This window comes from Paenibacillus sp. LPE1-1-1.1 (assembly GCF_040676435.1).
GTDB lineage: Bacteria > Bacillota > Bacilli > Paenibacillales > Paenibacillaceae > Pristimantibacillus.
Genome location: NZ_JBEGHY010000001.1, coordinates 421,307 through 446,560 on the forward strand (window position 1 = coordinate 421,307; position 25,254 = coordinate 446,560).

Annotated in this window: 24 protein-coding genes; 9 read left to right on the forward strand and 15 right to left on the reverse strand. The window is 49.2% G+C overall.

Going from position 1 to position 25,254, the window contains the following annotated elements; genetic code table 11:
- Nucleotides 1–106 precede the first annotated feature (106 nt).
- The 4 genes from MRBLPE1_RS02105 to MRBLPE1_RS02120 form a co-directional block, all read right to left on the reverse strand.
- Nucleotides 107–757, reverse strand: a complete 651-nt coding sequence (locus MRBLPE1_RS02105; protein ID WP_364140915.1) for a hypothetical protein — start codon at nt 755–757, stop codon at nt 107–109.
- 123 nt (nt 758–880) lie between these two features.
- Nucleotides 881–1,315 (reverse strand): CoA-binding protein, encoded by a 435-nt coding sequence (locus tag MRBLPE1_RS02110; protein WP_364140918.1) that lies wholly within the window; start codon nt 1,313–1,315, stop codon nt 881–883.
- Between the two features lie 55 nt (nt 1,316–1,370).
- Complete coding sequence (gene aroA / locus MRBLPE1_RS02115; RefSeq protein WP_364140921.1) at nt 1,371–2,666, reverse strand: 3-phosphoshikimate 1-carboxyvinyltransferase; 1,296 nt, start codon at nt 2,664–2,666, stop codon at nt 1,371–1,373.
- A 75-nt stretch (nt 2,667–2,741) separates the two neighbouring features.
- Nucleotides 2,742–3,266 (reverse strand): shikimate kinase, encoded by a 525-nt coding sequence (locus MRBLPE1_RS02120; protein WP_364140924.1) that lies wholly within the window; start codon nt 3,264–3,266, stop codon nt 2,742–2,744.
- A 144-nt stretch (nt 3,267–3,410) separates the two neighbouring features.
- Here MRBLPE1_RS02120 and MRBLPE1_RS02125 point away from each other — a divergent pair, with 144 nt between their 5' ends.
- Entirely contained in the window at nt 3,411–3,734 is a 324-nt protein-coding gene (locus tag MRBLPE1_RS02125) for a hypothetical protein (RefSeq protein ID WP_364140926.1), read from the forward strand.
- Nucleotides 3,735–3,747: 13 nt separating this feature from the next.
- On the opposite strand, the gene gndA is transcribed toward MRBLPE1_RS02125, so the two are convergent.
- From gndA to MRBLPE1_RS02155, 6 genes are all read right to left on the reverse strand, one after another.
- Nucleotides 3,748–5,160, reverse strand: coding sequence for an NADP-dependent phosphogluconate dehydrogenase (gene gndA, locus MRBLPE1_RS02130; RefSeq protein ID WP_364140929.1), 1,413 nt, complete (start codon nt 5,158–5,160; stop codon nt 3,748–3,750).
- 283 nt (nt 5,161–5,443) lie between these two features.
- Complete coding sequence (locus MRBLPE1_RS02135; RefSeq protein ID WP_308994679.1) at nt 5,444–6,040, reverse strand: hypothetical protein; 597 nt, start codon at nt 6,038–6,040, stop codon at nt 5,444–5,446.
- A gap of 283 nt (nt 6,041–6,323) precedes the next feature.
- Nucleotides 6,324–8,045, reverse strand: a complete 1,722-nt coding sequence (locus tag MRBLPE1_RS02140; protein WP_364140932.1) for a proline--tRNA ligase — start codon at nt 8,043–8,045, stop codon at nt 6,324–6,326.
- Between the two features lie 369 nt (nt 8,046–8,414).
- Nucleotides 8,415–9,566, reverse strand: a complete 1,152-nt coding sequence (locus MRBLPE1_RS02145; RefSeq protein WP_364140935.1) for an ABC transporter permease — start codon at nt 9,564–9,566, stop codon at nt 8,415–8,417.
- The gene (locus tag MRBLPE1_RS02150; RefSeq protein WP_364140937.1) at nt 9,559–10,731 is read right to left on the reverse strand and encodes an ABC transporter permease; all 1,173 of its coding nucleotides are present in this window, start codon (nt 10,729–10,731) and stop codon (nt 9,559–9,561) included. Before MRBLPE1_RS02150 ends, MRBLPE1_RS02145 begins: the two co-directional genes overlap by 8 nt.
- A 12-nt stretch (nt 10,732–10,743) precedes the next feature.
- Nucleotides 10,744–11,688, reverse strand: a complete 945-nt coding sequence (locus tag MRBLPE1_RS02155; RefSeq protein WP_364140940.1) for an ABC transporter ATP-binding protein — start codon at nt 11,686–11,688, stop codon at nt 10,744–10,746.
- A 221-nt stretch (nt 11,689–11,909) separates the two neighbouring features.
- Here MRBLPE1_RS02155 and MRBLPE1_RS02160 point away from each other — a divergent pair, with 221 nt between their 5' ends.
- From MRBLPE1_RS02160 to MRBLPE1_RS02170, 3 genes are read left to right on the forward strand one after another with little or no spacing between them, the layout of a single operon-like run.
- Nucleotides 11,910–13,040 carry a sensor histidine kinase gene (locus tag MRBLPE1_RS02160; RefSeq protein ID WP_364140942.1) on the forward strand — a complete coding sequence of 377 codons (1,131 nt, stop codon included), beginning with the start codon at nt 11,910–11,912 and terminating at the stop codon, nt 13,038–13,040.
- 38 nt (nt 13,041–13,078) lie between these two features.
- Complete coding sequence (locus MRBLPE1_RS02165; RefSeq protein WP_364140944.1) at nt 13,079–13,717, forward strand: response regulator transcription factor; 639 nt, start codon at nt 13,079–13,081, stop codon at nt 13,715–13,717.
- A 29-nt stretch (nt 13,718–13,746) separates the two neighbouring features.
- Nucleotides 13,747–14,394, forward strand: coding sequence for a DUF1054 domain-containing protein (locus MRBLPE1_RS02170; protein ID WP_364140947.1), 648 nt, complete (start codon nt 13,747–13,749; stop codon nt 14,392–14,394).
- 68 nt (nt 14,395–14,462) lie between these two features.
- Here the strand turns inward: MRBLPE1_RS02170 and MRBLPE1_RS02175 are convergent, their stop codons facing one another.
- Entirely contained in the window at nt 14,463–17,492 is a 3,030-nt protein-coding gene (locus tag MRBLPE1_RS02175; RefSeq protein ID WP_364140949.1) for an efflux RND transporter permease subunit, read from the reverse strand.
- Between the two features lie 243 nt (nt 17,493–17,735).
- Between MRBLPE1_RS02175 and MRBLPE1_RS02180 the strand changes: the two genes are divergently transcribed.
- Genes MRBLPE1_RS02180 through MRBLPE1_RS02190 form a run of 3 tightly spaced genes read left to right on the forward strand, consistent with a single transcriptional unit; the run spans nt 17,736 to nt 20,250 of the window.
- Entirely contained in the window at nt 17,736–18,506 is a 771-nt protein-coding gene (locus MRBLPE1_RS02180) for an ABC transporter ATP-binding protein (RefSeq protein ID WP_364140951.1), read from the forward strand.
- Nucleotides 18,503–19,522 (forward strand): ABC transporter permease, encoded by a 1,020-nt coding sequence (locus tag MRBLPE1_RS02185; RefSeq protein ID WP_364140953.1) that lies wholly within the window; start codon nt 18,503–18,505, stop codon nt 19,520–19,522. The genes MRBLPE1_RS02180 and MRBLPE1_RS02185 overlap by 4 nt, the downstream gene beginning before the upstream one ends.
- 56 nt (nt 19,523–19,578) lie before the next feature.
- Complete coding sequence (locus MRBLPE1_RS02190; RefSeq protein WP_364140955.1) at nt 19,579–20,250, forward strand: TetR/AcrR family transcriptional regulator; 672 nt, start codon at nt 19,579–19,581, stop codon at nt 20,248–20,250.
- 48 nt (nt 20,251–20,298) lie between these two features.
- On the opposite strand, the gene MRBLPE1_RS02195 is transcribed toward MRBLPE1_RS02190, so the two are convergent.
- The gene (locus MRBLPE1_RS02195; RefSeq protein ID WP_364140958.1) at nt 20,299–21,492 is read right to left on the reverse strand and encodes an MFS transporter; all 1,194 of its coding nucleotides are present in this window, start codon (nt 21,490–21,492) and stop codon (nt 20,299–20,301) included.
- A 175-nt stretch (nt 21,493–21,667) separates the two neighbouring features.
- Here MRBLPE1_RS02195 and MRBLPE1_RS02200 point away from each other — a divergent pair, with 175 nt between their 5' ends.
- On the forward strand, nt 21,668–23,137 hold the full coding sequence (locus MRBLPE1_RS02200) for an aminotransferase class I/II-fold pyridoxal phosphate-dependent enzyme (protein WP_364140961.1): 1,470 nt from the start codon (nt 21,668–21,670) through the stop codon (nt 23,135–23,137).
- A 131-nt stretch (nt 23,138–23,268) separates the two neighbouring features.
- On the forward strand, nt 23,269–23,685 hold the full coding sequence (locus tag MRBLPE1_RS02205; protein ID WP_364140962.1) for a DUF1885 family protein: 417 nt from the start codon (nt 23,269–23,271) through the stop codon (nt 23,683–23,685).
- A gap of 96 nt (nt 23,686–23,781) precedes the next feature.
- On the opposite strand, the gene MRBLPE1_RS02210 is transcribed toward MRBLPE1_RS02205, so the two are convergent.
- From MRBLPE1_RS02210 to MRBLPE1_RS02220, 3 genes are all read right to left on the reverse strand, one after another.
- A complete protein-coding gene (locus MRBLPE1_RS02210) occupies nt 23,782–24,090 on the reverse strand; it encodes a DUF1292 domain-containing protein (protein ID WP_138751746.1) in 309 nt (102 codons plus the stop codon).
- A 117-nt stretch (nt 24,091–24,207) separates the two neighbouring features.
- Entirely contained in the window at nt 24,208–24,771 is a 564-nt protein-coding gene (locus MRBLPE1_RS02215; RefSeq protein ID WP_364140963.1) for a stalk domain-containing protein, read from the reverse strand.
- A gap of 165 nt (nt 24,772–24,936) precedes the next feature.
- On the reverse strand, nt 24,937–25,140 hold the full coding sequence (locus MRBLPE1_RS02220; RefSeq protein WP_364140965.1) for a hypothetical protein: 204 nt from the start codon (nt 25,138–25,140) through the stop codon (nt 24,937–24,939).
- Between the last annotated feature and the right edge of the window lie 114 nt (nt 25,141–25,254).

Sequence of the window (25,254 nt, forward strand, 5' to 3'; positions counted from 1 at the left end):
ACATCTATATCGATGTTAAGCGTTTGCTCCATTTTTGTCAAAGTAAAACGGCGAGCCCGCTAAGGCCCGCCGATGTTGATGATTCTTTTCAATTAATTTTACTTAGTTAGCGATTTCCGCCAAAATAAGTTGAGTTTTGAGCGTTTGTAGCTGTATATCCGCCAACGTGAGAAATAACCGGACCAGATTGTTGGTAGCTGTTTGTCACGTCTAGCACAGGTGTTTGCGATGTTGTGTACGAATGAGTCGGTGTCATACCGTAACCGCTTTGTGCATTAGATTGCGGGTAGCCGCCAAAACTTGAGTTAGTGAATTGGGAATTGTAGTTTTGAGCTCCAAAATTCATGCCGGAATTTTGGTTATAGGATTGCTGGTGCGATTGCTGGCTGTCTGGACCAGCTTGGTACCCTAGATGTGCGATAACCGGACCTACGCTGCCGAAAGCCGTTGCAGGCGATTGAGCGTAGCTTTGTACCGGTTGATGCGAGATGAATGAATTATTCGTTCCTACCGGATGAGTCATATTCGAATAACTCATTGGCGCATAGTGCTGCACGCCTTGGTTATACGAATTAGACGCTTGGTAACCGCCTGGCACATTCGAAACGATGGAATTCGTTTGTCTGCCGAAAGTCGGTTGGCTGAGCTGCCCTTGGTAATGAGATTGCACATGGCCTGTCGGCTCAAAATGCGTGCCTTGGTTTAGGTAGCTCTGTTGGCCTTGGTAATTACCCGGTTGTTGCGAAAATTGATTCACGTCGTGTCCTCCTTGGATTACAATCATAAAGTCTTCAAGCAAATGCCGTTTGCCCCGAAAGGCAATCGAAACTCGCTAATGAAGCCTTCTTATTGTGTAGGAGAGCCCGCTTTTTTATAACAGTTATGTTTTGGATTTTCCGCCAGGAAGTAGGATAGAATCCTCAACCTTAATGCAACGGTCCATAATGACCTCGAGACCGCCTGCAACAGCAATTGCTGCCGCTTCCTCGTTCGAAATACCGAGCTGCAGCCACAGGGTTTTGGCGCCAATCGCAACCGCCTCCTCCGCAACCGGAGGGGTATGCTCGCTTCTGCGGAAAACATTGACAATATCAACGGGTACAGGAATATCTTTAAGCGTAGCATAGCTTTTCTGACCCAATATGATATCGGCATTAGGGTTGACGGGAATAATTGTATAGCCCTTCGCCTGCATGGCTTCGGATACCATGTAAGACACACGGTCCGGCTTGTCGGATAAACCAACAACGGCGACCGTCATGCTTTTTTCCAAAATACCTTTGATTTTCTCGCGCGTAGGATTCTCAAAAACCATCGTAACACCTCAGTTCTACAGGATATGAACAATAGTTTAAGCGTCTTTCGTCCGTTTATCCTTCAATCCATTCTACATTTGCGCCAAGCGCTTTTAAATGATCGAAATAAATCGGATACGACTTCGCAACATGATGGGCATCGCGAATGCGAAGCGGCTGTTTCGCCCGCAGGCCCACAACCGTCAACGCCATAATAACGCGGTGATCATAATGGGCATTGATCTCGACGCCGCCTTCCACGCCTTCCGGCCGGCCGTGTACGATAATCTCAGCTTGACGTTCTTCTACGTTTGCTCCTGCTTTTCGAAGCTCGTTTAAGTAATCGGTAATGCGGTCGCATTCTTTGTAACGCAAATTTTCTACATTATAAAACCGGGAAGTTCCTTCGGCAAATACAGCCGCAGCTACCATCGCTAGAACCGCGTCCGTCGCGTGGTCACCGTCGAACTCAACCGCTTTTAGCTTACCGTTGCCTTTTACATGAACGATTCCGTTCTCATGCGTGAGAGGAACCTCCATCATCTTCAGCACGTCAACTACCGCGCGCTCGCCTTGCTTGCTCTTCTCTTCCAAACGATGTACGATGACATCCGACTCCGTCACGGCAGCTGCTGCTAAAATGGCCGCGGAGCCCGGGTAGTCTCCTTGTACGGAATATGTTTTTGCCTCGTAGCTTTGACCGCCTGGAACGCGGAAGCGCATATAATCCTCATCCGCATGGATAATAATGCCTGCTTGCTCCAGCACCTCAAGAGTCTGGCCGACGACAACCTTTGATTTTAAATCATGCAATACTTCAATCTCGCTATCATCCTCCAATAGAGGCGTCAAAAATAACAGAGCGCTTAAAAATTGCGAGCTGATGTTGCCTGATACTTGAATTTTCCCGCCTTTTGGCGCACCGCCTTGAATGCGGATCGGAAGTTTCCCTTCATTGTGTTCAATGGAAACGCCCATCGCGGATAACGAATCGATCAAATCGCTATGCGGCCGTTTGCCGAGTGAATCCGGATAACGGTTGATGAAGGTAACGTCTGGGCATAAAGCAGCTATGGCCATCAAAAAACGCAATACGGCGCCGGCATTCCCTACATCCAGCTGCTCAACAGGTTTGGGACGACGGCCAAAGCCCGTTATCGTGATTTTCTCCTCGTCTTCCTCCACAATAGCGCCCAAATCTCGGATGCAGCGGCGCATCGCATCGCTATCCTCGCTATGGGCAGGAAAATAAATCGTGCTTGTGCCTTCAGCAAGCGCGGCTACCAACAGGTAGCGAGTCGTGTAGTTTTTCGAAGAAAGCGCTTGAAGCTCACCTTCAAGTCTTGGCGTTGGTGTCACTAAAACGTCCATAGTTCGTATGATCTCCCTTTACAATATGATATACATCCCAAGGGCAGCGAGCCTCCTGAAATGATGTTTCATTTACTATTGCTCCTTGGCCCATTGCGCCAGAATAGTCGCAACAACCTCTTCGGCGGACATATTCGTCGTATCAATCGTAAGATGCGCAAAATCGTAAGCATGCTTACGCTGCTCCAACAGCAAATTCACTCGCTCTTCCGCGTCACCCTGCAGCAGGGGACGGGCATTGTCCGACTTCACCCGTGCAATAATTTGCTCTGGGTTCGCTTTAAGCGCGACGACATAACCTTTGCTCAGCATCAGCTCCCGGTTTACCTCGCGAAGTACAGCGCCTCCGCCCGTAGCAACAACGCAGGAATCACCGCTTGCCAAAATCAAATCCAGCACTTTGGTTTCGATTTCACGAAATCCAGCTTCACCGTCAGTCGCGAAAATATCAGAAATCCGCTTATTTTCCAGCCTCTCGATTTCCTCGTCCCCGTCGACCCGCTTCCAGCCCAGCTTCTCCGCGAGCAGCTTGCTGACGGTTGATTTGCCGGTTCCCATAAAGCCGATCAACACTAATTTATTCCATAGCTGCCTTTCCATCTAACGGTTTCACCCTTTTCATTCTTCCTGAACCATTTTTTCTAAAACATCATATCATTTTTTTATTATTCTAGGGTATAAAAAAGTTACATATGTCGTATGGATGATAATGATGTTTAATCAACGATAGGAGTGACGTTAGCGATGACCAGAGATCTTCATTTGCAAGGTCCCCACCCCACTCAAAAGCGTATCAATCGGATTCTCGATCCTGATCATCCCCTTTGCCGTGAGGATGTCATTTGGGTGCTCGAGTTTATTAAAAAAAAGGTGGCTGACGAAGATCCAGCCTTAATGGATCTTTCGCAGCCACGCTTAATGCAGAACTTTCATTTTTTTGCCGAAGCGGCCATGTCGCTCATTCACCGGAGACATTACTCCGATCAAGAGGCTGATCGTCTGCGGAGCTGGCTGCGCCTGGCAACCTACGGATTAATTACGGACAATCCCCTCGAGACGAGTCAATAAATGGCTTTTGGAATTAAGATTGCATCCAGTTGAAGTGGAAGCTGCCTTCTTTGTCCAAACGCTTGAACGTATGTGCACCGAAGTAATCACGCTGCGCTTGAAGCAGGTTCGCCGGCAGACGCTCCGTACGGTAGCTGTCGAAATACGCGATAGCGCTTGAGAACGCAGGGACCGGAACGCCGTTTGTTACGGCAGTCGCAATCACTTCACGCCATGCGCCTTGGTATGTTTCAACGATGTTTTGGAAATAAGAATCGAGCAACAGGTTGCGCAGATTCGGATCACGGTCGTAAGCGTCTTTGATGTTTTGCAGGAAGCGTGCACGGATAATGCAGCCGCCGCGGAAAATCATCGCGATTTCGCCGTATTTAAGATCCCAGTTGTATTCTTCGGAAGCTGCGCGCATTTGGGCAAAGCCTTGCGCGTACGAGCAGATTTTACTTGCAAACAATGCTTTGCGCACTGACTCGATAAAAGCTGCTCTGTCGCCTGTGAACGGTGCTTTTGCAGGACCGTTAAGGACCTTGCTTGCCGCAACGCGCTCTTCCTTCATAGCGGACAAGAAGCGAGTGAATACGGATTCCGTAATGATGGAAAGAGGTACGCCAAGATCAAGCGAGCTTTGGCTGGTCCATTTTCCTGTGCCCTTTTGACCAGCGGAATCCAAGATAACGTCTACCATTGGTTTGCCTGTCTCAGGATCGTATTTGGAGAAGATATCTCTTGTAATTTCGATAAGATAGCTGTCTAGCTCGCCTTTGTTCCACTCGGCGAAGATCTCGTGAAGCTCTTCGGCACTAACGTCAAGAACGTTCTTGAGCAGGTCATAAGCTTCGCAAATCAGCTGCATGTCGCCATACTCGATTCCGTTATGTACCATCTTCACATAGTGGCCTGCGCCGTCTGGTCCGATATAAGTGCAGCATGCGTCATCTCCGACTTTTGCGGAAATTGCGGTAAGGATCGGTTCAACCAGCTCGTATGCGGATTTTTGTCCGCCCGGCATAATGGAAGGTCCTTTCAAAGCGCCCTCTTCGCCGCCGGAAACGCCCGTACCGATGAAACGGAAGCCTTTAGCTTCAAGATCCTTGCTGCGGCGAACGGTATCAGGGAAATATGCGTTTCCGCCGTCAATGATAATGTCGCCTTCCGCCAAATGGGGAACGAGGGAATCGATTGTTGCGTCCGTACCCGCTCCTGCTTGTACCATGATCAAAATTTTGCGCGGAACTTCAAGCGACTGAACAAACTCTTCGATTGTATAGGTAGGGAAAAGATTTTTTCCTGCCGCTTCTTGAACGAGATCATCTGTCTTCTCGCGGGAACGGTTGAACACCGATACCGTGAAACCTCTGCTCTCAATGTTAAGGGCAAGGTTTTTACCCATCACGGCCAATCCAATTACGCCAATTTGCTGTTTTGACATCTGGTTCTTCCATCCTTTATCGTCTATTTTGGGTCACAATAGTTTTATTTTACTCTTTTTATTCCAAGAAGAAAACTGCCTAACCCGAAAAATGTCGGAATATCGGCATCAAAATTATTGACCGATTTAAAAAGAATATCTTATATATGCTTAATAACCCCATATTTTTCATGAAAATAGACAAAAGGTTTCCTCCTTGCATACAACCTAAAAACGATCAATCGCTGGTTGATTCGCAGCAATTGATCGTTTTATGTTTGCATATCGGGGTAGCCAACTATCATCAGAGTTCCAGTTGCAACATTTCCGAGCGAAGTGCCATCAATCGCTCTTTGGACTCAGAAACCGCTTCCTCGTCCGTGCCCTGCAATGCGTCAAACAGCATCGACAACTCGTAATCAAGCTCATAGCGCAGCACGATGGCTCTTTCTTCTGCACGCTTGGATTGAAAAGCTCTGATCATTTCTTCTATTGTAACGAAAGGCTTCTTCTGATAAATAATCCGATGTTCCATACCGGACACCTCCACGAGTCGTATAATCTCACCGAACATAATACTCTCAATGACGATTTGACGATCTTTAATGCGCTTTACAACCGCATGTCCACGTGTGTCATTAATCAGCTTTTCAATCAACTCTGACAGCTTCTCGTCTTTAATGATGTAATCTCCGACAATTTTGTAACGGTTCTTCATACGCTGGAATTGAAGCTTCACGAGCTTGCGGCCGGTTCGGATCGATACAAGGAACTGTCCCTCCGTCTCGCTCCAGTACAAGGAATAACCCTCCTGAATAAGATCGCGGATGAGATTTTGGATTTGCCGGCGGTCAAATCGCAGCTCCAAATTGCAATATTCGACTTCATGGCTTTTGTTCACGGCAATCCCTCCCTTACCTCAGATTAGTTGACGAAATGTTCTGATAATTTGTTCTTACTTTTATCTTATACTCCATCTTATGTTATGGCAACTTGGATTATTGACTAATTTTACGCTGAAAGGCGACTTTCATAAAAAAAGGGCGCGCCCGCCTCCAGATCGAGACGGTTCGCACCCTATTTCCCTGAATATTCCATAGGCAGCGGCGGAATTTCAAAAAAATTTTGCCTAGATGCGATCCGCTCCGCATGTTCATGCTGTAAGCAGCACCTATAAGCAAAAATCAATATTCCGATCCGAGCGCGAATGAAATCGCTTCTTCCAAGCCCAGCTTTTGGATTTCTCCTGCCTTTCTTACCTTCAGCTCTACCGCTCCTTCGGCTGCGTGTTTGCCGACGACGATGCGAAGCGGTATCCCGATCAAATCCGAATCCTTGAATTTAACGCCGGGCCGTTCGTCGCGATCATCCATGAGCGTATCCACTCCAGCTTCGTTAAGCCTGGCGGTAATATGAGCGGCCAAATCCATTTGCACGGGATCTTTCACCGATACGGGCACCACATGTACCTGGTACGGCGCGATTGACCTTGGCCATATGATTCCGTTGCCGTCGCAGTGCTGCTCCAATACGGCAGACAGTAGCCTGGATACCCCAATTCCGTAACAGCCCATAATATAAGGCTGCGCTGTGCCTGAGGCATTCAAATATTTGGCCTGCAATGACTCGCTGTATTTGGTGCCAAGCTTAAATACATGACCGACTTCTATACCGCGGTAGAACGTCAAGCTTCCCTCCGCGCAGCGCGGGCAGCAATCTCCTGCTGCTGCATTGCGGTAATCGCCGGCTTGCGCCTGCGCCAAATGCACATTCGGTCTCACATTGCCAAGGTGAACATCCTTTTCATTGGCTCCTGCGATTCCGCTCTCCATTGCAAGAACCGCAAAATCAGCTAGAATCGGAATCTTAAGGCCAATCGGACCTGCAAAGCCGATAGGCGCGCCAGTCACCAGCTCTGTTGTCGCTTGATCCGCCAGCTCGAGATGGGCGGCAGCCAGCTTATTTTTCACTTTTATTTCATTCACCTCATGATCTCCCCGGATGATGACGGCTACAGGTTCGCCATCGGCTAGGTAAATCATTGTTTTGATGAAAGAATCCGCTCCAAGCCCAAATGCTTCGCACAGCTGATCGATTTTTCTTAGATCCGGCGTATAATGGCGCTCAAGCTCAACCGCGTGCTCCACCTGAGCTGATGTTTTCCCGGAGTCCGCCTTCGCCTTCGTTCCATACTCCGCTTTTTCCAGGTTTGCGGCGTAGCTGCACGCATCGCAAACCGCTATCGTGTCTTCGCCAATGTCCGCCAGCGCCATAAATTCATGCGTTCCGCCCTCGCCGCCGATAGAACCCGCATCTGCTTCAACCGATCGGAAATTGAGCCCGCAGCGAGTAAATACACGGTGATAGGATTCATACATGCTGGTGTAGCTGCGGTGAAGCCCTTCCCAATCCGCGTCAAAAGAGTAAGCGTCCTTCATCAGAAACTCCCTGCCGCGCAGCAAGCCGAAACGCGGCCGTTTCTCATCGCGGAATTTCGTTTGGATTTGATAAAGCGTCAAGGGAAGCTGGCGGTAGGAACTCACCTCGCTGCGGACCAAAGCCGTGATTACTTCTTCATGTGTAGGACCAAGCGTAAACTCACGCTCATGCCGGTCCCGCAGCCGCATGAGTTCAGGTCCGTAAAGCTCATAGCGGCCGGATTGCTGCCACAGTTCGGCAGGCTGCATCGCCGGCATTAAGACCTCTTGAGCTCCGGCGAGATCCATTTCCTCACGGACAATTTGCTCTAACTTCCTTAATACGCGGCGGCCCAGCGGCAAATAGGTATAAATTCCGGCAGCTAGCTGCCGGATTAGTCCCGCGCGCAGCATCCATTGATGACTGACCGCTTCCGCGTCGGATGGCGCTTCCCGCAGGGTTGGCATTAAAAGCTGGCTTTGTCTCATTTCTTGGTAACCCTCCAATCGTAATTATCCCATTTTTTTGAAAACAAAAAGAACGCATTCGTAAGGGACGAATGCGTTCGTGGTACCACCCTAATATAGCCGCAGTAAACCTGAGCAGCTCTTATGCGATAACGGAATAGAAATTCCGGCAGCAGCACGATCCAAAAATTACTGCTGCAGCTCGCAAGGTAGGGATGAATCAATCGTTTATAGAAGCCTTGCAGCCTGCGGGCTTCCTCTCTGAAATAAACGTTTGCTGATTATCATAGCCTTGGTCAACGCTGTTAGAAAGTCATGAAGTTTTGACAAATTTACAATACTACGCTTTCGAAGTCAAGACTATTTTCGCGGGAAACAAACGGGCAGCGGTCAGCTCGTGCGATTCGGTCTAAGCACCACCGAGCCAAAGGCCAGCAATACGGCAGCGAACAAAAGCAGGATCAGCAGCTGCAGGCCGATATCGCTAAAGCTGCCACCGCCGCTCAAGCGGTCAATCGCCATAATCGCCCATTTTTGAGGGGTGAAATTGGCAAGCTTTTGCATAAAATCAGGCAGAATCGAAAGCGGGAAAAAGCAGCCGCTGATCATGCAGGAAGGCGTAATCACTAGATTGTTGATTTGGGAGAGCTGCGTGCTGTTACGTACCAGGCCGGCGATGGCTGAAGCTACGCCGACTGCCGCGAGCAGGAAAAATTCCAGAACAAGCAGCATGGAGCCAAAAGGAATGCCGGGCGAATAGCCGAAGACGAAATACATCAGGCTCAGCACAATCACAAGCTGCATGGTGCCTACCAGTATGCTGCCCATAAAATTGCCGAATGCGATATCCAAAGACCGAAGCGGCGCGGTAAACATTCTAGCCATCGTTCGCTGCTCCCGGTCCTCCATTACAAATCCGATGGATTGACTGACGAGTAGCATAAGAAACATCAGAATCAACCCGATCATCATCGGATTGGAAACGATATGGCCAAGCTTCATTTCGTCATTTTCTGCGGTGATGGCGGGTGCTGCTTGTGCTTCAAGCAGCGCTGTCAGCTTTGTTATATCAACACCCGATTCGCCTGCGTCTCCCCGGATAAGATTGACAGAAGCAAATAGCCGGTCTGCTTCCGTTGCCAGAATGGCGGCAAGCGAGGCATTCCACAGCTGCTGATCCATTCGGTAAAGAGATGCGTTAGCGTGAGTGCCCTTAAGCATTTTCTCCGTAAAATCGGAAGGAATAAAAATGGCAGCGTCCGCTTTCCCGTCGACGACGAGCGTCTTAAGCTCTTGCTCGGATTTGGACACGCTTTGAATATCGAAAAGCGTCTCCTTTACGATCGAGGAAGCTAAATAGGCGCCTAATATTCCCGTATCCGCATTATTAACCGCGATAACGGCTTTTTTTCCTTCTAAGCTTGAGAACAACCCGACCATCATGGATAAAATAAGCGCCGGAATCAGTACATTCATGATCAGCCCGCGACGTGTCCCCATCGTTCTGCGTATAAGCTGAGCTGCGATATGCAAGCTAGGCATGCTGCTTTACCACCTTTGGCAATCTAACGACTGCGATTATTGTAAGCGCGATTGCGATCAGTCCGAGTATACCGATTCCGTGCCAAACCTCCGAGTCGGCCGTACCGCTCATGATGGCCCGAAGACTTTCGTTGGCCCAGTGATTTATCGTTAATTTATTAGCTCCACCGACCATTCTCTCGATACCGGTCATCATGCCTCCGCTAAGAAACGTCATGCTGAATACGATGATAGTGAATAAGGTTTGCGTTGTTTTTCTAGTGCGGGCAATCGAAGCGATCGTGATGGCAAGCGCTGCGCCAGCCGCTGTCGTAAGCAAACAAATTAACGCAATAGCTCCAAACTGCCTGCCCCAATCCACGTCGTATACATAAGTCGTAAACGCTACAATGACAACCGCTTGCAGCGCTGCAAGCATAACAGCGCCTACGATGATACCAAACACGATCACGCGGAATGAATGCGGGATTGCATACAACCGGTGAAGCGTACCGGTTTCTTTTTGGTTCAGCAATGCGATAGCCGCCGACATGCCGCCATACAGCAGGAACATGATTAGGTAAGCTGCCGAATAATATTGGATAGCTGAAGTCTCGCCAAAAAACTCGCTGTCTCCCATTCCAAGGTTATGGATGATAATCGGTGATTCAACTGCAGCAGCAGAATTACCGTTTTGCGCGCCGGCTCCTGAGTCCTCCGCAGTCCCAAGCGTCTTCATGGCAGCAAGTTTCATGTTCACGTTTGACATATAACGATCTACAAACGCATCCGCTGCAATATTTTTCTCTTCGTATCGTCCGCTGAACGTGAGCCACTTAGCCGAATCGCCATCCATCACCTGCTTGGAGAAAATAGCTGGGATAAATACGCCGAAATCCGCTTGGCCTTCCCGCACCCAGTCCTTCACTTCGCTTTCCGATTTTGCCTGAAGAACCTTGATGTATGGCTGATTGGCTTCATCGTTCCAAAAAGCATCGATGCTCGCTCTAAGCTCACCCTGATCCTCGTTGAAGTAAGCGATCTTGGCAGGCTTAATCTCCGTATCGAATGCGCTGCCCAGCAGCAAGATTAACAAAAGCGGCAATCCAATCAATAAAATAAGAACGGAACGCATCCGACTGTATTTAATCAATTCATAATAAGCTGTCGTCCACCAAACTCTCATCGCAAGCACCTCCTATTCGTCACGTAAATTGCGTCCGGTCATTTGCAGAAAAAGCGATTCGAGATTCGGCTCTACCCGTGTCAGCTTGCGCAGATTAATGCTGTGCTTCTGAATAATAAACAATAAATCTTGGAGGATGGACGGCGATTCCTTTACCGAAACCTCCAGCGTCATCCCGTTATCCCGCTCATCCAGATGCTGCACGCCAGGATGCCCTGCCATTTCATCCCGCGCACGCACCGAAAGACGGTCGATTTCAAATATCAGCTTCTCGTCCTGCCCGACCTGGCGTTTTAATTCATCCTTTGTGCCGCATGCGATAAGCTTGCCTTGATCGAGGATTCCGATTTTCGTGCATATCGCCTCCACCTCTTCCATGTAGTGGCTCGTATAAATCACGGTTGAGCCTAGTTTGTTTAAGGCTCTTACTGACTCTAAAATGTGGTTTCTGGATTGCGGGTCGATTCCCACCGTCGGCTCATCCATGATAATCAACTTTGGCCGATGCATGATGGCGCATGCGATATTGAGCCGTCTTTTCATGCCGCCGGAGAAGGTTGACGGTTTCTCCTTCGCTTTCTCAAGCAATCCGACAAATTGCAGCGCCTCGTCCACGCGATCGCGGAGCAGCGAGCCTCGAAGACCATACAACTTCGCAAAAAAGGTTACATTTTCTTGTGCGGTCAACGTCTCGTATATGGCGAGCTCCTGCGGCACTAACCCGATCCGTTTTTTCACCTCAAGCGGCTGCTTCCGAATGGAGTAGCCATCGACCAGAATGTCGCCGCCGCTTGGAGCCAGCAGACCCGACAGCATATGGATGGTTGTGCTTTTGCCTGCGCCGTTCGGACCAAGCAAGCCGAAAATTTCACCCTCGCCGATATTAAAAGTAAGGTGGTTAACGGTTAACGCCGTATCGTATTTTTTGACAACCTCGCGAAATGCAACTAGATTCATAGATCACTCATCCTCCTGGTTTCTTTCTGATAAACCTATTGTACGCCAGGACGAATAAGGAAACAGGTCTATTAAGTCACCTTCTGAAGGTGACAAAAGTCACCTCTTGCCAAAGGCCGGACCGAGAGCGTGAAGGTTGGATGAATACCTTTTTTCATTTCGAACATCCCTCAAAGATTGTGCTATAATGAAGCAAATTCAGCTGCGGGAGCCATTTCGATATGAATATACTGCTCTATCGGATTCGAGCCTTGCTGGTAGCGGTACCTTCCGTTATCAGTGTCATTCACGTCAGTCCGAGCTTCTATGCCTTTTATACGGCCTGTGTCCTGCTAGCGCTTTTGCTGATAAAATCGAGCTCCCTGCTTCCTAAATTCCGCAATCTATTGCTGGCAGCCGAGTTCATAAGCTTCGCTTGGTTTTCCCATACGTATGGAGGAGTCCTATTTCTCTTGCTTTTCTCTACTCTAATCGCTTCATTCCGCGGCAGGCCTGACCGTATGTACAGCATCCTGTGGTCAGCAATCGGCCTAACAGCACTGATCGCCTGCTTGCAAAGCCGTGATCCTCAACTGCTCTTAACTGCCGCTCTGCTGTGGATTACGTCAGCTGCCATTCTCTACGCTTCCAAAGAATACGAGGAAAAGCATCATCAAATAGAAGACTTGTACGAAGCGTTAGCCGCCAGCCATGCGGAGCTCGATGCCGCAAAAAGCCGAATGCAGGAATACGCGATGCAGGTTGAATATCAGGCTCAGATTGAAGAGCGCAACCGCATCGCCAAAGATATTCACGATGATCTGGGCCACCGGCTTATACGCGTCAAAATGATGTCGGAAGCCGCGCTGCATCTATTTGATGCGGATACCGTTAGAGCACGCGGCACAGTCGAGCAAATTCGCGATCAGCTGCAGGACAGCATGGAGCTGATGCGCCGGACCGTCCGAAGGTTGGCAGCAGACGGAGAAAAAGATATCAGACGTTATGCGCTCGACCGTCTCGTGGAAGAGTCGGCAGCTGGCCTAGGCATAACGGTCAACTTCCAAGTAACGGGTAATCCGAGGCCGCTGTATCCGAGCATGGAGCTCATCCTGTTCAAAAACGCCCAGGAAGCGATCACGAATGCCGTTCGTCACGGAAAAGCGACCTCCGTCACGGTTGACCTTGATTTCCTTGCCTCAAGCGTTTCGCTTACGATAGCGAATAACGGCAGTTTGCCGGAGGAGCCGATCGAAGCAGGTCTTGGCATGCGGGGCATGAGAGAACGGATGGCATTAATCGGCGGACGAGTGGAATGGACGAAGACCGATCGTTTCTCCATCACGACGACGCTTCCGCTTCTGGGCGGTTAACGAGTATTTCGAGAGCTTAGAAATGGAGTTGTTTGCTAATGATCCAAGTATTGATCGTGGATGACGATCCTTTTATACGCGAGAGCATGAAGGTTATTTTGGAGCTGGATCATGATTTGCATGTCGCGGGGGTTTGCGGCAACGGACAAGAGGCAGCAGCGTTTGCGAGTCAGAATGCTGTCGATGTGGTGCTGATGGATATTCGGATGCCTGTCTGTGACGGCGTAGAGGGAACCAAGCTGCTTCGCGCGCTTAACTCTCCCCCTGCCGTTCTTATCTTAACGACCTTCGATGACGATGAATACATCGCGCAAGCCATTCGAAACGGGGCTAACGGCTATCTGCTCAAAAATGTTCCCCCGAGCCGCATTATCAGCGGTATTAAGACCGTCCATGAAGGCTCCGTCCTCATCCATCCGGACATCGCCCGCAAGCTGGCCGGGATGCTCGAGACGCCGCGTGTCGAATCCGGAAGAGCAACTGCCATCGCCGGCCTTACGCAAGCAGAGGTTCAAATCGTTAAATTAATTGCCGATGGGCAATCCAACAAGGAGATTGCTTCAACTTTATTTTTAAGCGAAGGAACCATCAAGAATTATATTTCCGAAATTTTAAATAAACTTGAGCTTCGTGACCGCACTCAAATCGCCATATTTTATTTGAAATTAGCGCAGTAATGATTTTTTAATCAAAGGAGCATAAGCATATGACAACACAGACCGACACGGCCAAGCTTGCCGGATTTACTCAAGCTGATTTCGATGTATTCGGAATCGAGGGACTCGAAGAACGGATGGCAGCCATTCAAAACCAGATTCAACCCAAGTTTCGCGCAATTGGTGAGCAGCTTAGCGTCGACGCTGCCGTGCATGCCGGTAACGAAATGCACCTGCATGTCGCTAGGCACGCTCGCCGCAAAGTCAATCCGCCGAAGGATACTTGGCTGGCGATTTGCAGTAACAAACGCGGCTACAAAGCACATCCCCATTTCCAGCTGGGCCTGTTCGATGACCATTTATTTCTGTGGCTGGCGCTTATTTACGAGGTTCCGAACAAAGCCAATATCGCCACGGCTTTCTTAAAACAAATCGACGATGTCATCGCGAATGTCCCAAAGGATTATGTCCTCTCTCTTGACCATATGAAAAAAGAATCGACGCCGGTCGGCACGATGACCAAAAAGGACTGGAAAAACGCGCTTGTCCGTTTCCGGGACGTGCAGAAGGCTGAGCTCCTTATCGGCCGCCATGTCCAAGCAAACGATCCCATTCTCCGTGACGGCGAAGCGCTGCTCGCACTTGCTTCTTCCACTTATGAGACATTAATGCCGCTTTACCGGATGTCGAACCTATAACCGTCTAGTCATAAAGAAAGGAGCTGTCTCCGCAAGGCCTATTGCCTTCCGGGACAGCTCCTTTTTGTTTACAGCTGCTGCGCTGCAGCGGCTTCCGCCTGCGCGGTTGCTGCGCTTGCGCGTCTTTGCTTGCGTGAAGTGCGGAAGAACAACAGCTCATACACGCAAGGTACAATAATCAATGTAAGCAGCGTTGCCGCAATCAGGCCTCCAATAACCACGATCGCGAGACTTTGCGATACGATGCTTCCTGATTCGTGCGAGCCGAATATGAGCGGAAGCATCGCCGACACGGTGGCTACCGCTGTCATTAAGATGGGACGCATCCGCGTCGTTGCCGCTTCGATCAGCGCTTCGCGAATGGACATCGTCAGTTCATTCTGCTTCACCCGGTCAATTAAGACGATCGCATTCGTAACCACGATACCGATCAGCATCAGCGCTCCGAACATCGCCGTGAAGTCTGGCGTAACGCCTGATACAAGCAACCCCGTAACCGCTCCGATTGCAGCAAGCGGCAAGGAAATCATAATCGCCAGCGGCGCGCGCAGCGTCTTAAACGTCAATACCATGATGAGATATACGATGCCGATAGAAATAAGCGCGGTTAAACCTAAATCCGCAAAATCGCTAGATTGATCCGCGGACGCTCCTCCAACGGTTAAGGATACCCCTTCAGGAAGCTTAAGCGCGTCAACTGCTTTATTGATTTCGCTGCCTACGACGGACAGCTCTTTCGGCTCCGCATTAGCCGTAACGCGAATATAGGTCTTTCCTTCTTTATGATAATACAAGGAAGGCTCATCGGAGCGAACCAGTTCTGCTACCTTAGAAATCGGCGCAGCGCCCGCCTCAGTCATGACTGTCAATTGTTCAAGCTCGGCGGTTGACCCCGGATTTACGACCGGCTGCAAAATAACCGGCGTCTCGCTTTCCCCCATTTGAATCGAACCGATCGGCAGTGGATTAAGCATGCTTTGCAGCTGCATAGCCACCTCTTGGCCTTTAGCGAGGGCAGGATCGACTTTGAAGGAGTAAACCGATTTTTTCTCCTCTTGGTTGCTTACTACCTTTTGTACGCCGTCAATCGGTTTAACCGCTGCGATCAACTGATCAGCCGTCTGAGTAAGCTGCTCCAGATTGTCGCCGGTTACGTCGATAAAGATTTGCGAGGAACCACCGCCCATCATTAAATCAGAAGCGTTTGCGGTCAAGACCGCGTCTTTATAATTATCCTTTTGCGATTTCACGTTTTCCATAAACAGCTCTGCGTCAACATTATCCTTCAAATCAATCATATAGGTGATCAGGGTTGGCGAGGATACCGATCCGTATTGCGCCGCATCGGCGCTGTTGCCGAGCATCATCATGACCCATTCAATGTCTTTATCCGCAGTCAAATAGGATTCAAACTTCTTCCCTTCTTCCAATACGAGCTCCGCAGGCGTTTCGCTTGGATATTGCAGCGTAACGTTAACATTCTCGGCGCTGGAAGAGTCGAGCGCACCTTTAGGCATCAGTACATACGCGCTGATCGATCCTGCGAACAACAGCACCGCAATGATGAGCGGAACGATTTTATGTGCAAGGTTCCATCTGATAAATGCAGCAAATTTTGGAGAACCGGCATGTTCCTTCTCTTTCGTTCCGCGTAAAAGCACGGCGCTTAAGAGCGGCACTACCGTCAAGGCAACAAGCAAGGAAGCGAGCAGCGAATAGGCGACTGTCAGCGCGAAGGGCAGCAGGAATGCCTGCAAGGATCCGCGTAAAAGACCCATCGGTAAAAATACCGCAACCGTAACCAGCGTTGACGATGTAATCGCGGAGGCCACTTCCTTCGTCGCATCCGTAATCAGCCTAATGGAGAACGTCTCTTTTTGCAGCCTTCTATAAATATTTTCAATAACGACGATACTGTCGTCCACGAGACGTCCAACGGCTACCGCAACACCGCCTAGCGTGATGATGTTTAGCGATACGCCGGAAAGCTGCAGCAAATACAAAGTGATGCCAAGCGAAAGCGGTATCGATACAATCGTTACGATCGTCGCTTTAAAATTCCGCATGAACAATAGAATTACAATCGTTGCGAACAAAGCGCCGAGCAGCACCTCGCGCATCATGCTGTTTACGGATGATACGACCGAATCGGATGTGCTCAAAATAATCGAAGCATCGATTCCTTTTAAGTCGGCATTCAACCGTTCAACCGTCTTCTCGATTCCTTTACCCACGGTAACGGCGTTTGCGTCAGCGGATTTAGAAATGGTGTACATAATGGCATCTTTGCCGTTCATGCGGCTAATGCTCTCTTGGTCCTTTGCAAGCTCGACGCTCGCGACATCGCCAAGCTGAACGCCGGCAGCGACCGGAAGCTTGCGGAGCGTTTCGAGATCCGTCACCTGATCATATACGTTAATATTGCCGGCCGCTCCGTCCACCGTGCGTTCTCCGATTGAAACGGATGCTCCTCTGCCTTGAAGCACGCCCATTAGCGCTTGCATCGGTATGCCTGCTGCCGCAAGCTTATCCGTATTCGGTATCACATGGACCGCCGGCGTTGATTTCCCGCTTATGCTGACCTGGCCGGCCCCCTCTGACTTTTGAAGCTCCGTCGTTACCTCTTTAAGCTTCGTTTCCTTTTCCTGCTCGCTCATTCCATCCTCGAAGGTCAATGTCACCCATGAAATCGGAATCATTGACGTGTTGAATTGGACAACGAACGGTTTCATTACATTCTCAGGAAGCTGGACCTGATCAACGATCCGTTCAATTTCCGCCTTCGCTTCCTTCATATTCGTTTTTGAATCAAAATTCAAATTGATTTGCGCATAACCGTCACCAGAAGTCGAGAACATATCCGTTTTCCCTTTGACGAAGGTTACGGCCTCTTCCAGAGGGTTTGTAACCGACTGCTCCATTGACTTGGCGTCATTGCCTGGCCCGATAGCCGTAATCATCACCTGCGGATTATCCGCCGCCGGCAAAAACTCCATCGGCAATCTAAAATAGCTGATTACCCCCATCGCTAAAGCCATAATGACGATCAGGATGATGGCCGCCTTATTCCGGAACGACCATTCTGTCAATTTACTCATTTGTTTCCGACTCCTTTTCCCTCTACGGTTTTCTAGTGTTTTGTCTTTTCTAATCATAGAAGGAAGCGGAGATGAGAAAAAACGTCCAGAGACTGGAATTGATTCTCGCCCTTAGTCGGAAATCGACTACGACCGGAGACCGAGTCCACACAAAAAATGAGTAAGTACTCACTTCTAAATGATCGCCTTATCCACTATAATGAAGTGAGTACTTACTCATTTTATAGAACAGGAGAGTGCAAAATGACGCTAATCAGCCCCGCTTCCGCTGACTCTGCACAATCATGCAGCGCAATAGAACTGCAAGGCATTACCCGCTCCTTTGGCGGACGTACCGTGCTAGAGGGAATTACGCTATCCATTCCGCAGGGCGAGTTGTTTGGCCTGCTAGGCCCCTCCGGCTCAGGCAAAACGACGCTAATCAAGCTCATGACAGGAATTGACCGGGCGGATGGCGGTTCCGTTCGAATGCTCGACGAGCCGATGCCGCAGCTGAAGATGCTGCAGGCCTTCGGTTACATGGCACAATCCGATGCGCTCTACGGCGAATTGACGGGGAAACAAAATTTAGCTTTTTTCGGCGCTATGTTCGGACTAAAGGATGAAGCGCTTCAAGAGCGGATACAGGCCGTTTCCGAGCTTGTGGCATTGACCAGCCATTTAAACAAACAAACCTCTGCATATTCCGGTGGAATGAAGCGGAGGCTCTCGCTTGCCATTGCCCTTCTGCATGAGCCCAAGCTGCTGGTGCTTGACGAGCCAACGGTAGGCATTGATCCGGTTTTGCGCAAGTCCATATGGAAGGAGCTCACCGAGCTGACCAACCAGGGCGTGACCATTATTTTGACAACGCATGTAATGGATGAAGCGGAGAAATGTCATCGTCTCGGACTCATCCGAGAGGGAAGGCTGATAGCAGTCGATACGCCGCAAGCGATCATGGAACAAGCCGACAGCAGTACATTAGAGGAAGCATTCATTGCTCTAGGCCAAAGCGCAGGTGAACCGCGATGAGAATACGAGCACTCGCTATCCGGATCATCAATCAATTTTTGCGCGACAAACGGACGCTTGCCTTATTGTTTCTTGCCCCCCTCCTCATTCTAAGCTTGATGAAGCTGGTCTTTGACGGGCAAGCCGTTTCTCCCGTAATCGGCACGGTTCATCTCCCTGCTGCCTTGACAGTAAAATTCGGGCAATTAGGAGCCGAAGTGATCAGCTTTGACACGGATGCCGCTGCTCAAGCCGCTATTCAAGCAGGCGATCTGGATGGCGTCCTTCAATTTGGCGGAGACGGTCCGCAATTGATGCTTGAGGGCAGCGATCCATCGATCAACCGGGCGATATTGCTGCTGGTGCAAAATGCCTTGCAAACAAACGGAGAAGGCATGGCTCCTGCTATTGCTTATTTGCACGGCGGACCGGATATGGCAGCTTTCGATTCCTTTGGACCCATACTCATTGGTTTTTTCTCGTTCTTCTTCGTCTTCCTGCTTGCCGGCGTTTCCTTTCTGAGGGAAAGAACCAGCGGAACCTTGGAGCGCTTGCTCGCCACGCCGATCCGCCGAAGCGAGATCGTGATTGGTTATTTAGCCGGATTCGGCATTTTCACCTTACTGCAGGCTTCCTTAATCGCCTGGTATTCCGTCGACGTATTGGGGCTATACATGGCTGGAAACATTGGCTATATGCTGATGATTAATTTATTGCTTTCATTAACGGCATTAACGCTTGGAACGCTGCTTTCCTCGTTTGCAAGCAGTGAATTTCAAATCATTCAATTCATTCCGATTGTCATCGTGCCGCAGGCGTTTTTCTCCGGCTTGTTTAATCTCGATGCCATGAATCCATGGCTGCAAAAGCTAAGCATGCTTATGCCGCTTTACTATGGTGCAGACGCGATGCAAGGCATTATGATCCGCGGCGAGGGCTGGAGAGATTTTCAAGCGGATGTATACGTGCTTGCAGGCTTCTCTCTCCTATTTGCTCTTTTAAACGTGCTGGCACTGAAAAAGCATCGTCGTATGTAGCTGCGATAAGCATTTGATATAATGAATGGAATGGGTTATGCGAAGGAGTGTCTGACATGCAAGAACCAGTGGAGCAATGGCTGCAGGAGCTGTTGAAGCTAGATGACGATGAAGCAAAAATGACCGAGAAGCAGCTAAAAATCGTGCAGGCTGCCTCTGAGATATTCGCGCAAAAAGGATTCGCCGCTTCGTCGACGAGTGAAATTGCTCAGCGGGCGGGCGTTGCCGAAGGAACGATTTTTCGCCATTACAAAACGAAGAAAGATTTGCTTTTCTCAATCGTAGCACCCGTGATGGCTAAGCTTGTCGCCCCGTTTGTCCTGCGTGACTTTTATAAGGTGCTTGACAGCAGCTTTGACAGCTTAGACCAGATGCTGCGGGCAATCATTGAGAACCGAATTGCATTTCTCGAAAAAAACATGCAGGTTTTCAAAATATTCATTCAGGAGATACCGTTTCATCCCGACCTGCAAGAGCAATTTCAGAAACAGATTCTCTCTAAGGTGATTGAGAAGTTCAGCATTAATATTCAAAAATTCCAGAAGCAAGGCGCCGTCATCGATTGGGCGCCAACCACGGTTATCCGTTTAACCGCTTCTGCCCTGATCGGTTATGTGCTCAGCAGATCATTTTCCGGCAATGTTTCCGGTAATGCTTGGCATGACGATACCGAAAGGGAAGCCACCATCGCATTTATAACAAAAGGTCTTGCGCCAGAACGGCAGTAAAAAAAGCCGGTTATCCATCTTAAGATGAGTAACCGGCTTTTTTACTGTTTATTTGGCAGATTGCAAGCTCACTTCATCGATGCTTGTCCTGTCGAGCTGACGGAACCGAAGCAGCAGGAGCAGCGCGGCTAAGCACAATATCCCGCCTAGTAAATATGGCAATCCCATCTCAATGGTGAAGAAGAAAGAACCGAGCAGCGGTCCAGCGATACGGCCCAGGCTGTCCATCGACGAGCTGAGTCCGGAAGCTACGCCCTGCCCAACCGTTGTCTTCTGCGTAATGAGCGAAGTCACGCAAGGCCTGATTAAAGAGTTGCCGACTCCAAAAACCGCAAGGGATAGCGTAGCCCACCAAAGCGAATGGGCGCCTAACAGCAAGAAAAAGCCGAGGGCTGAGATGACGAGTCCGATTGCGATGTATTTCGGCTCCTCGCCTTTCTTGATGCGGCGGCGTACGACGCCTCCTTGAACGAGTGCACCCACAAAGCCGCATACAAAAAATAAGATGCCGACCTGCAGCGGAGTCACGTCGAACCTTCGCATGCCGAAAAATTGCAAAGTCGCTTCCATCCCGGCAAGCGTGAAGGTGACGAAAAAAGCCAGCACGTACAAATACTTAAGCGGGCCGGTAAAAGCAGCCCATCTTGATACCTTTTTCTCCGATGAAGAACGCCGGTGCTCGGGAGCGAGCGATTCCTTCAGCTTCCATGCTGCCAGCGCAAAGGTGATCAGCGCAAGCGCCGAGGCCATGTAAAAAGGCGTTTCCAGCGAGATCACGCTCAGTAGTCCGCCTACGCCGGGACCGATCGTAAAGCCGAGTCCGATCGACATCCCGACAAGTCCCATCCCCTTTGTTCGCGACTCCGGCGGCGTAATATCCGCTACGTATGCCACAATAACGGAAGCAACCGCCCCAGAAAACAAACCGCCAAGAACCCGTGACAGGTACATAAGCGTCAAGTTGTCCGAAGAAAGACCAAACAGCAGGAAACTTACCGCAAAACCAAGAACGCCGATTAAGATAATCGGCCGTCTGCCTATCCGGTCGGATAAGCTGCCCCAAAACGGAGATAGAAAAAATGAGACTGCGGAATAAATAGCCAGCATCCGGCCTGTATGTATTTCCGCTTTATTCGGATCCGCGGCTTGAATAATTTCCGGCATAACCGGAATGATAATGCCGAACCCAATAAAAGTTGTCATTAATATTGCCATTACAATAAGCATACGTTTATCTTTCATGCTGCAACCCCTCCACCAACCTATGTTACCATATCCAATTATCAATCATGTATGAACAATTGAAGAACAAATCGACAAACCTTGCCCTTTTCTTGAAATGAAGCTTGCATTCCCCCCTGTATTTGCTATACTCAACTTTGTTTGTAACCTCTAATGAAAGGCAGGGATGAGAGCGATGGACCATACCAAAACCCCGCTATTCACCGCGCTTCGCCGTCATGCGGAGCAGGATCCCGTACAGTTCCATATTCCCGGACACAAAAAAGGATTGGGCAGCGATTCCGAATTTCGCGAATTTATCGGAGATAACGCGTTGTCGATCGATTTAATCAATATAGCACCGCTTGATGACCTGCATCAGCCGACAGGCGTTATTGAAGAAGCGCAGAAGCTGGCAGCTGACGCATTCGGTTCGGATTACACCTATTTCTCCGTACAAGGCACGAGCGGAGCGATCATGACCATGATTTTGACCGTGTGCGCGCCTGGCGACAAAATTATCGTACCCCGCAATGTTCACAAGTCGATTATGGCTGCCATTATTTTTGCCGGCGCAAGGCCCGTTTTCATTTCCCCTGCAAGGGACAACAATCTTGGGATCGATCACGGCATTACGACACGTTCCGTACGCAAGGCGCTTGAGCGGCATCCCGATGCAAAAGCTGTTCTCGTCATCAACCCGACCTATTTCGGGATATGTGCGAATTTGAAGGAGATCGTCGATCTCGTACATAGCTTTGACATCCCCGTGCTTGTAGACGAAGCGCATGGCGTGCTCATTCATTTCCATGAGAAGCTGCCTATGTCTGCCATGCAAGCAGGCGCGGATATGGCGGCAACCAGCGTCCATAAGCTCGGAGGCTCCATGACGCAAAGCTCGGTGCTGAACGTGCGCAAAGGCAGAGTTAACCCGCACCGCATACAAACGGTTATCAGTATGCTGACCACAACTTCTACTTCTTATATTTTGTTAGGGTCGCTTGATACGTCGAGGCGCAATCTTGCTTTGAACGGACATGCTATCGCCGAGCGCGCAATTGAGCTTGCCCAGTTCGCTCGCAAGCAAATCAATGAGATTCCGGGTCTTTATTGCTTTGGTGAAGAAATTCTCGGTGATGAGGCTACCTATGATTACGATCCGACAAAAGTGTCCATCCATGTCCGTCATCTCGGCATTACCGGCTATGAAACGGAAAACTGGCTTCGAGACAACTATAATGTTGAGATTGAAATGAGCGATATGTATAACATTCTTTGCCTAGTTACGCCAGGAGATACCTCCGATTCCGTATCAAAATTGTTAATTGCGCTGCGCGGACTCTCCGAGAGATTCCATGAAGGCGCCGAGGCACGTGAATTAGTCGTCAAAATACCGGATATTCCCCAGCTTTCCCTGACGCCGCGCGATGCATTCTACGGTGAGACGGAAGTGCTTCCGTTCAAAGAATCTGCCGGACGCATCATTGCCGAATTTATTTATGTCTACCCGCCGGGAATCCCTATACTTTTGCCGGGCGAGGTCATTACGCAGAAGAACATCGACTATATCGTCGATCATGTCCAAGTAGGCCTGCCGGTTAAAGGACCGGAGGATCGCAGCATTGAATTCGTAAAAGTAATCGTCGAAGAAACAGCGATTTCATAAAGAAGAAAAAGAACCGGCTTTAGAGCAGCAGCTTGCCTCTAAGGTCGGTTTTTTCTTGCCCTTTTTTGTGGAATGCCACTTATTGTAAAGCCATTTCGGGCATGCTATGATGTTGGCAGAGGTGAGATGCGATGAGTCAAAGCGCTTACATAAAGTTCGTGCAAGGATCATCCGTGGAGATGCTTACATTAGAAGGTATCAAGGACCAGCTTTTGCATTACCGGGAACAAACCGCCCTAACCGGCTCGCAGCTGGAATGGAATTATGCCGAAGCCGCTTTCCCCTATACCATCGAATCCAAACAGGATGAGCGCTGGTTTTATTTAAAAGGGATCAATCCGCTGTATAAGCATATCATTTTTGGCCCAAGCGAAGCGGAGAGCGCATCCGGAGCTGTTGTATCCTGCATACAGGTCGTCCTCCCTGTCGAAGCTACCCACGGCGACAAAGCGAAGGCGAACGAGCTGTGTAAATTTATTGCCGGCCGGTTGAAAGCGGAGCTGACCATGTTCAATGGCCGAACACTCTATTTTAATCCGCGAAAATAAGTTCATGCTTTGTAAATATGGGCAACAAAAAAACGATCCGCAAGCGAAACCCGCAGATCGTTTTCATTTGGCTGTTCGCAGGCAGGCGAATTAGAATTACTTCTCTTCGCTCTCCGTACGGGCAATTTCTTCGTAAATCGCAGTAACGCGATCCCATTCCGCATCGTCTTCGATACCGACTAGGAAGGACTCATCGTTTTCTTCTTCAATACGGAAAATGACGCCGTCCGCTTCCGGATCGTTGCGGTCCAGCAATACAGCATACACATTGTTTTCGGATTCAAACGTATAAACCATGACCATCTCACGTTCCTGGCCCTCGTCGTCAGTCACGATAAAGACATGCTCTTCATGCTCGTGGTCTTCGCCACAGCCGCAATCATCGCCATGCTGATGCTCGCTCATGTTATTACCCCATTTCAAATATGTTTACAGACTATCGTATAGTAACATGACATTCTATCAGCGGTCAAACGAAGACGCCCCCTAAGATATAAGGAGCGCCTTCTCTAAACCAAGCAATCAAAGCGAAGAAATTAATTTTTCCGATACGGCGGTCCACTCGTCGGAGCCCTTCAGCTTCAGAAAGAACCGAATCGGATATTTCCCGCTGAATTCGAATTTATAATCGATATCATCCGTTGCATACCAGAAATTGTCCTTGGACGTATTCACGCTTTCTGTTTGAATGACTTTTTCTCTCCCGTTCGGGTCGAAGATCGATACCTTTACAGCTACGATATCTGTTTTTAAATTGTCGATCTGAGCAAACACTTTAAACTTGGCTTGATAGCCTTTTGCCACATTTCCGAAAACCGCGTTATTTTGGAATAGGAACATGTGCACATTCGGCTTATACACAATCGCTCGTTTGGTTTGATTGTCCCACTCAACGATAGCTTGCATAGATGTAGCCAATTGACGAAGCGGCAAATAGGTTCTGCCTTCGGTCACTAATCCCCCGTCATCCTGCTCCGCCCCATTAATGAAAACGCGTACCCTCTGCGTTGCAGAATCTGCAAACAGCATCGTTCCGCCCCATAGAGACAGCAACAGCAGCAGAATTGCAACTTTTCTGAATTTCATAGTTGTGCCCTCCATCCGATAGCCTGGATGTATGGTTATACTCGGATATTCATGCAAAGTTGCGTTTTTGTGAAACTATTTTGCTCTTAGTGCTATCGGACCAGCACTGTCAAACGATGTTGAAACCTGCGCTTGCCTGGGAAATAGACGAGCGAAATCATATTATTATCCATACGTTCTCGTTAATACGCAAGGGACACCCTTCCCTACGGTTCCAGGCGTTCTCATTCTTGCCAAATAGCTCATCCCTCTCGCGCAAGGTGTTTTGCACACCGCACAGGTATCTGAGAGTACAAGCTTATAATTGTAATGCTTGCGGTCACTTGCCGGCTGTTTTTTCTTTGCTGTTTTACCTTTTCCTTTGCTCATCCCTAGTTCGCCTCCACTGTACGTATCGCTTTAGCATTGTATGTAGGGAAAGGCGAATGTGCATCCGTAATTGTCAGGAATCCTTAAAATTTGGTACATTAAATAGATGGAAAA

Coding starts and splice junctions, on each gene's coding strand:
- gndA (WP_364140929.1), bottom strand. CDS start 5,160: ATGTCAAAACAGCAAATTGGCGTAATTGGATTGGCCGTGATGGGTAAA.
- MRBLPE1_RS02205 (WP_364140962.1), top strand. CDS start 23,269: ATGAGTCAAAGCGCTTACATAAAGTTCGTGCAAGGATCATCCGTGGAG.
- MRBLPE1_RS02140 (WP_364140932.1), bottom strand. CDS start 8,045: ATGAGACAAAGCCAGCTTTTAATGCCAACCCTGCGGGAAGCGCCATCC.
- MRBLPE1_RS02120 (WP_364140924.1), bottom strand. CDS start 3,266: ATGGAAAGGCAGCTATGGAATAAATTAGTGTTGATCGGCTTTATGGGA.
- MRBLPE1_RS02200 (WP_364140961.1), top strand. CDS start 21,668: ATGGACCATACCAAAACCCCGCTATTCACCGCGCTTCGCCGTCATGCG.
- MRBLPE1_RS02190 (WP_364140955.1), top strand. CDS start 19,579: ATGCAAGAACCAGTGGAGCAATGGCTGCAGGAGCTGTTGAAGCTAGAT.
- MRBLPE1_RS02220 (WP_364140965.1), bottom strand. CDS start 25,140: ATGAGCAAAGGAAAAGGTAAAACAGCAAAGAAAAAACAGCCGGCAAGT.
- MRBLPE1_RS02170 (WP_364140947.1), top strand. CDS start 13,747: ATGACAACACAGACCGACACGGCCAAGCTTGCCGGATTTACTCAAGCT.
- MRBLPE1_RS02165 (WP_364140944.1), top strand. CDS start 13,079: ATGATCCAAGTATTGATCGTGGATGACGATCCTTTTATACGCGAGAGC.
- MRBLPE1_RS02215 (WP_364140963.1), bottom strand. CDS start 24,771: ATGAAATTCAGAAAAGTTGCAATTCTGCTGCTGTTGCTGTCTCTATGG.
- MRBLPE1_RS02145 (WP_364140935.1), bottom strand. CDS start 9,566: ATGCCTAGCTTGCATATCGCAGCTCAGCTTATACGCAGAACGATGGGG.
- MRBLPE1_RS02110 (WP_364140918.1), bottom strand. CDS start 1,315: ATGGTTTTTGAGAATCCTACGCGCGAGAAAATCAAAGGTATTTTGGAA.
- MRBLPE1_RS02160 (WP_364140942.1), top strand. CDS start 11,910: ATGAATATACTGCTCTATCGGATTCGAGCCTTGCTGGTAGCGGTACCT.
- MRBLPE1_RS02125 (WP_364140926.1), top strand. CDS start 3,411: ATGACCAGAGATCTTCATTTGCAAGGTCCCCACCCCACTCAAAAGCGT.
- MRBLPE1_RS02175 (WP_364140949.1), bottom strand. CDS start 17,492: ATGAGTAAATTGACAGAATGGTCGTTCCGGAATAAGGCGGCCATCATC.
- MRBLPE1_RS02210 (WP_138751746.1), bottom strand. CDS start 24,090: ATGAGCGAGCATCAGCATGGCGATGATTGCGGCTGTGGCGAAGACCAC.
- MRBLPE1_RS02195 (WP_364140958.1), bottom strand. CDS start 21,492: ATGAAAGATAAACGTATGCTTATTGTAATGGCAATATTAATGACAACT.
- MRBLPE1_RS02185 (WP_364140953.1), top strand. CDS start 18,503: ATGAGAATACGAGCACTCGCTATCCGGATCATCAATCAATTTTTGCGC.
- MRBLPE1_RS02150 (WP_364140937.1), bottom strand. CDS start 10,731: ATGAGAGTTTGGTGGACGACAGCTTATTATGAATTGATTAAATACAGT.
- aroA (WP_364140921.1), bottom strand. CDS start 2,666: ATGGACGTTTTAGTGACACCAACGCCAAGACTTGAAGGTGAGCTTCAA.
- MRBLPE1_RS02180 (WP_364140951.1), top strand. CDS start 17,736: ATGACGCTAATCAGCCCCGCTTCCGCTGACTCTGCACAATCATGCAGC.
- MRBLPE1_RS02155 (WP_364140940.1), bottom strand. CDS start 11,688: ATGAATCTAGTTGCATTTCGCGAGGTTGTCAAAAAATACGATACGGCG.